At 71.7% G+C, this 4,490-nt stretch carries 4 protein-coding genes; 3 read left to right on the top strand and 1 reads right to left on the bottom strand.

Going from position 1 to position 4,490, the window contains the following annotated elements; all coding sequences use genetic code 11:
• Window positions 1-167: 167 nt before the first annotated feature.
• Together O3Q52_RS49420 and O3Q52_RS49415 are read left to right on the top strand one after the other, a co-directional pair.
• Window positions 168-1,997 (top strand): phosphatidylglycerol lysyltransferase domain-containing protein, encoded by a 1,830-nt coding sequence (locus tag O3Q52_RS49420; RefSeq protein WP_269654978.1) that lies wholly within the window; start codon window positions 168-170, stop codon window positions 1,995-1,997.
• 115 nt (window positions 1,998-2,112) lie between these two features.
• Window positions 2,113-2,814 carry a hypothetical protein gene (locus O3Q52_RS49415; protein ID WP_269654977.1) on the top strand — a complete coding sequence of 234 codons (702 nt, stop codon included), beginning with the start codon at window positions 2,113-2,115 and terminating at the stop codon, window positions 2,812-2,814.
• Here O3Q52_RS49415 and O3Q52_RS49410 read toward each other — a convergent pair.
• Window positions 2,751-3,518: a hypothetical protein gene (locus O3Q52_RS49410; RefSeq protein ID WP_269654976.1), complete on the bottom strand. Its 768-nt coding sequence runs from the start codon at window positions 3,516-3,518 to the stop codon at window positions 2,751-2,753. The genes O3Q52_RS49415 and O3Q52_RS49410 overlap by 64 nt on opposite strands.
• A gap of 60 nt (window positions 3,519-3,578) precedes the next feature.
• On the opposite strand from O3Q52_RS49410, the gene O3Q52_RS49405 reads away from it, so the two are divergent.
• Entirely contained in the window at window positions 3,579-4,382 is an 804-nt protein-coding gene (locus O3Q52_RS49405) for an adenosylcobinamide-GDP ribazoletransferase (RefSeq protein ID WP_269654975.1), read from the top strand.
• The last annotated feature ends 108 nt before the right edge of the window (window positions 4,383-4,490 follow it).

Raw genomic sequence — 4,490 nt, 5'->3', positions numbered from 1 at the left:
GCAGTCCCCCGCGCCCCTGAAAGCGGGGCTGCCGCCCCAGGCTTTTGTCTTTCAAGGGGCGCGGGGAACTGCCCGACCAGCCCCCACTCACCCGCACCCGCCCCCCAACCGAACCGCCCCTCCCCATAGGCGCTCACACACGGTAGTGCCCCATATGATCCTGTTTCATGGGAAGCGCCCGAATCGCCGTCAAGCAGAACCCGGCTCCGGAGCCAACGCGGGCCCCCGCCCGCACAGGCGACGTCGCCCGCCCGACCACCCCCGCCTCACGGCGAACCGCCTCGTTCGCCGTCTGGTACCTCCGCCTCGTCGCGTTCCTCAACTTCCTGAGCGCCGTCTGGGTCTCGCTCGGCCAGGACGTGCGCCGCCACAACACCGAGAACTACTTCACCCCGTATCTCCTGACGGCAGGCTTCGCGTCGGGTGCGTTCACGATGTTCCTGGCGATCACGATGCGCCGCCGCAAGCGAGCCGCCTGGATCCTCAACCTCGTACTCAGCGGGCTGTTCCTGTTGTTGTTCGCCTTCGCGATGGTGTTTCCGGAGATCCGCCAGTACCCGCAGAACTGGATCTCCCTCGCTCTCACGGCGGCCTTCGTGGCATCCCTCGTCGTCGGCCGGCGCGAGTTCTACGCGAAGGGCGACCGCTCGAACCCGAAGCTGGCGGCGGCCGTCGCGGTCGGCGGACTGCTGCTCTGCTCGCTGCTCGCCGCGCTCCTGGTGGCCGTCACGAACGACGCGCACGACGCCCACCGTTCGACGTTCCCCGACCGCTGGCGCTACGGCACCCTGCGGCTGATCTCGGTCGCCGCCGACGACGCCCGCTTCCCCGGGATCACCACTCCCAACTGGGTGAACGTCACGATCAACGTGCTCAGCACCCTGCTGGTCCTGGCCGTCTTCTACGCGGCCTTCCGTTCCCGCCGTGCCGTCGACCCGCTCACCGAGGGCGACGAGGAGCGGCTGCGGGCGCTGCTCGACCGGAACGGCGACCGCGACTCGCTCGGCTACTTCGCGCTGCGCCGCGAGAAGAGCGTGGTGTGGTCGCCGACCGGCAAGGCGGCCGTCGTCTACCGCGTGGTGAGCGGCGTCTCGCTGGCCTCCGGCGACCCGATCGGCGATCCCGAGGCGTGGCCCGGCGCCATCGACCCCTGGCTCGCCGAGGCGCGCGCCCACGGGTGGATCCCTGCGGTGATGGGCGCGAGCGAGGAGGCGGGGACCATCTACGCACGCCACGGCCTCGACGCGCTGGAGCTCGGCGACGAGGCGATCGTCGAGACGGCCGAGTTCACGCTCGACGGGCGGGCCATGCGGACCGTCCGCCAGGCCTGCAACCGCATCCAGCGCGCGGGCTACCAGGTCCGCATCCGGCGTCACGAGGACATCCCGGCCGACGAGATGGCGTACCTGCTGAAGCGGGCCGACGACTGGCGGGACGGGGCGACCGAGCGGGGCTTCAGCATGGCGCTCGGGCGGCTCGGAGATCCGGGCGACGGGCGCTGCGTCATGCTCGAATGCACGAACAGCCGGGCGGGAGAAGGCACGGACGAGCTGCGAGCGGTGCTCTCCTTCGTGCCCTGGGGGCCGCACGGGCTCTCCCTCGACCTCATGCGCCGGGACCGGGACTCCGAGAACGGGCTGATGGAGTTCATGGTCATCCAGCTCCTCCAGCGGGCCCCCGAGATCGGGATCACGCAGGTCTCGCTCAACTTCGCGATGTTCCGTTCCGTCTTCGAACGTGGCGCGCGTCTCGGCGCGGGCCCGGTACTGCGGCTGTGGAGGTCACTGCTCAGCTTCTTCTCGCGCTGGTGGCAGATCGAGTCGCTGTACCGCGCCAACGCCAAGTACCGGCCCATCTGGGAACCGCGGTTCCTGCTCTTCGAGAAGAGCGGTGACCTGCCGCGCATCGGCATCGCCGCGGCCCGCGCGGAGGGGTTCCTGGAGGCGCCGGGCCTGCCGAAGTGGCTGCACCGCAAGCACCTGGAGTCGCACAGATGAGTACGCGCAGATGAGCCGGACGAGTACGCACGGACCGGCCGGCACCCGCCGATGAGCAGGCGCGAACCGAGCGGTGCGCGCCGATGAGCACGCGCGGACAGAGCGGCGCGCGCCCATGAGCGCCCTCGTCCGGCTGGCCCGCCGCGAATGGGGCTTGCTGTACGCGGCCGTGCGCGCGGGTCTCGTCGAGCGGCGCCTGCGGGCGATCCCCATGACGGTCGCAGCGGTGTGCCTGACGGCGCTCACGCAGTACGTGCAGAACCAGTCCTGGGGCTACCAGTTCGTCCAGAACATCGGTGCCGTCCGCGCCGAGGACCCGCTCTGGCCGGCCCTTCTGCGCACCCCGCTCTCCCTCTTCGTACCGGCCCTGGACCTGCCCGTGTGGGGTGCGCTCGCGCAGATCCTGCTCGTGTTCGGGATCGCCGAGATCTGTCTGGGCCGGTGGCGCACGCTCGTCGTCGCGTACGTCGCCACGCTGGCCGGCACCCTGTACGCGCGCGTGGGCATCGCGCTCGGCCCGCACGGCTTTCTGGGGCTGCCCGCCTCGGACTCGCTGGTCGTGGACACCGGGCCGTCGGCGGCCGTGGTCGGGCTCGCGGTCTTCCTCTGCTGGCGGTATCGCGCGTACGTCACCGCGGGGCTGGTCGTCGCGGCGATGGTGGTGGAGGTGCTGCTCAAGGAGAACCTGGCCGGCAGGGAGCATCTGGCCGCGATCGCGGCCGTGCTGGTGCTGTGCGGGATCTCCGAGCTGCGTCACCGGCCGCCGGGCAGGGACCGGACGGGCTCCGGGTCCGGTTTGCCGCCGATCCAGTCCTGAACCTTGCGGCGGGGGCCCGCCCATCGGCGGTCGTGGCGGTAGGCCCGCAGCTGGGCCCTGGCCCGGGCGCGGTGCCGTCTGCGGTAGAAGCGCTTGGCCCACGGCGAGCCGGGGCGGGCGAGGCGGATCGCGCCGACCAGGGCGACGAGCGGCACGATCACGCCGAAGATCGCCATACGCGCCTTGCCCTTGCTCAGGGCCAGCAGCGAGATGAGGAAGTTCACCCCCATGCTCACGATGACGCCCGCGCGGTCCTGGAGTTCGTCCTCGGTGAGGTCGTTGACACCGAACGGCAGGAAACCGCTGAGCATCAGGCCCACCAGGGCCGCCGTGACCACCACGACCTCGACGCTCTTGCGGCCCTCCTCGCTCCAGTAGACGTCGTCGAGATGCATGATCAGCGCGAACTCGTCCAGGACAAGACCCGCACCGACGCCGAACACCACGGCGAACACGGCCGAGCCGAAGCCGTGCCGGCCGCTCGCCACCGCGCCGAAGCCGCCGATCACTGTCAGGACGACTCCGGGGACCACGTGGTGGATGTGGACGCCGCCCGCCTCGACATTGCCGAAGGGGCCCTTGCCCGCGCGGATCATCCGGACGACGATCCGGGTGATCACAAAGGTCAGCACGAAGGAGGAGAGCGCCAGCAGCAGCGGCAGCTTTCCCGGTTCGGTGATGTTCCGTGTCCACCAATGCCCCATGTGCGCACTTTATCCGCGGCCGCCGTGGGCGGCTCTCGGGCCGCCCGGTAACCTGCGCCGGTGTCCACGCCCCCGCCGGAAACTCCCGGGACCTCCTGGCCCGACGGCCTCCGTTTCGCCTTCGGCACGCTCACCGTGCTGCCCGTCGAGGTGACGCGGTGGGACCGCGGGGCCGCGCGGACCGGGATGCTGTGCGCGCCCGTCGCCGGGCTGGTCGTGGGCCTCGCCGCCGCGGCGCTCGGCCTGTTCCTGCTGGTCCTCGGCGTGGGGCCGCTGCTCGCGGCCGTGGCCAGCGCCGCCGTGCCTGCCGCCCTGACGCGCGGCCTCCATCTCGACGGGCTCGCCGACACCGCCGACGGGCTGGGCAGCGGCAAGCCGGCGGAGGACGCGCTGCGCATCATGAAGCAGTCGGACATCGGGCCGTTCGGTGTCATCACCCTTGTGTTCGTGCTGTTCGCCCAGGTGGCGGCACTGGCGGAGGCCTACGGCGCTTCCTGGGCGTGGGGGGCCTTCGCGACCGTCGTGTCGGCGGTCGCGGCCCGGCTCGCGCTCATGCTGGCCGCGCGGGTCGGCGTGCCGCCGGCTCGGCCGGAGGGGTTGGGGGCGGCGGTCGCCGGCACCGTTCCCCTGCGGGGGGCTGTGCTGGTGGCTGTCGGTGTCGGCGCCCTCGCGGCGGGGGCGGGGGTGTTCTTCGGGACGTACGGGCTCGTGCTGGGGGTGGCCGCCGTGGTCGCCGCGTGCGGGTTCGCCGAGCTGCTGCTGCGGCACTGTGTTCGCCGGTTCGGCGGGATCACCGGGGACGTGTTCGGCGGATTGGCTGAAACTGCCGCTACCGCGGCGCTGGTGGTTCTTGCTGTGTGGTGACAGTGCGGCCGGGTGGGGGCTGGTCGCGCAGTTCCCCGCGCCCCTAAAGACAAAGGCCGGGGCTGCCGCCCCGCCCTTTCGTCTTTAGGGGGCGGTAGCCCCTGCTTT

It is taken from the genome of Streptomyces sp. ActVer (assembly GCF_027270795.1).
GTDB classification, from domain to species: Bacteria; Actinomycetota; Actinomycetes; order Streptomycetales; family Streptomycetaceae; genus Streptomyces; species Streptomyces umbrinus_A.
The sequence above is the reverse complement of the archived record's forward strand: the minus strand, read 5'-3'. Positions and strand labels throughout refer to the sequence as shown.